The 716-nt window shown below is 32.8% G+C and carries 1 pseudogene; it reads right to left on the bottom strand.

Features of this window, described 5'->3' with window-relative positions:
* Positions 1–81 precede the first annotated feature (81 nt).
* A pseudogene (locus AC1DJR_RS32395) lies at positions 82–291 on the bottom strand (hypothetical protein).
* Between the last annotated feature and the right edge of the window lie 425 nt (positions 292–716).

Raw genomic sequence — 716 nt, 5'->3', positions numbered from 1 at the left:
AAGTTCATTTTTATGATTTTTGGGGAAGAATGTGCTTCTTAACTTGATACCGCAAAAAAACAAACAGGAATGACTATTAAGTCATTCCTGTTCCTTAAAGAAACATTCTATGGTACTAGCAACTGCCTTGAATGCTTCACCTTGGACACTAGAAATTAATAATCCTCCAATTATATTTTTCTACTGTGAATTTACACTATCCCAGTTATCATCCCAATTTTCAGTAATATGCTTATAAGCTTTAAAAGGTTTATCACGACTTGGTGAAACATATTTTAAAGCATCTATCAACTCTACAAACTCCAAAATACTTCAGGCCCTTCTTTTAGAACTGGAGTTACCTCTTCGTTGCGAGATAAAACTTCCATTTAGGTGGTGCTATTAAATTTTAAAASCWAAAACAAGCATAACCCCGTTCTAAWTTTAGGACGGGGTTAAAATATAGTTGTTTAATTTCCAATATAAGATACTTCACTGTACTCAAAAATATAACAATAAAGTCGATTAAAAATCTAAGGTTTATTCAGGCGCCCGATTGCGGAAAATCAAGAAAATGATTATGATTGCTGCCTATAGCTTGTTGAACTAACGCACCCATTACTTTAAGTGAATTGATTCACAATCTCACCGGAAATTCACTTGAAAAATCTGAATTAACTTAATAAAAAAAGGACTCCCTTTTTGGGACTTAATAAAAAAAGGACTCCCTTTTTGGG

The sequence above is a fragment of the Bacillus sp. 05T31 genome (genome assembly GCF_056396725.1).
This window is presented reverse-complemented; position numbering and strand designations above follow the sequence as displayed.